Raw genomic sequence first — 342 nt, 5'->3', positions numbered from 1 at the left:
GGCGTCAGGTGGCTGTGGGTCATGGTCGCCCACCCGGCGTCCATGACCCACAGCCACCTGACGCCCGACCAGCGAGCCGCGGCGGGCATCTCCGAGACGACCGTGCGACTGTCGATCGGCCTCGAGGATCCCGACGAGATCATCGCCGACCTGGTGCAGGCGCTCGGCTGAGACCCGACCGCCGCGGCGACCCGGGCCCGGCCGGGCGGCCGCGCAGCCTCCGGCGCGATCCCGCCGCCGGCTTCGACGTCAGCTCGCGCGCAGCAGGTCGCGGTAGAACTCGATCCCGCGCAGCCAGACCTGCACGCGGATGCGCTCGTCGGGAGCGTGCAGGTCTGGCTG

At 74.0% G+C, this 342-nt stretch carries 1 protein-coding gene; it reads left to right on the top strand.

What is annotated here, in order from left to right; translation table 11 throughout:
* Positions 1 to 21: 21 nt before the first annotated feature.
* Positions 22 to 171 carry a PLP-dependent transferase gene (locus IWC96_RS00350; protein WP_255552708.1) on the top strand — a complete coding sequence of 50 codons (150 nt, stop codon included), beginning with the start codon at positions 22 to 24 and terminating at the stop codon, positions 169 to 171.
* The last annotated feature ends 171 nt before the right edge of the window (positions 172 to 342 follow it).

Source organism: Brevundimonas sp. BAL450 (assembly GCF_015767455.1).
GTDB lineage: Bacteria > Pseudomonadota > Alphaproteobacteria > Caulobacterales > Caulobacteraceae > Brevundimonas > Brevundimonas abyssalis.
The sequence above is the reverse complement of the archived record's forward strand: the minus strand, read 5'-3'. Positions and strand labels throughout refer to the sequence as shown.

Excerpts from the sequence above, each read along its gene's own strand:
- IWC96_RS00350 (WP_255552708.1), top strand. The coding sequence starts at position 22 with ATGGTCGCCCACCCGGCGTCCATGACCCACAGCCACCTGACGCCCGAC.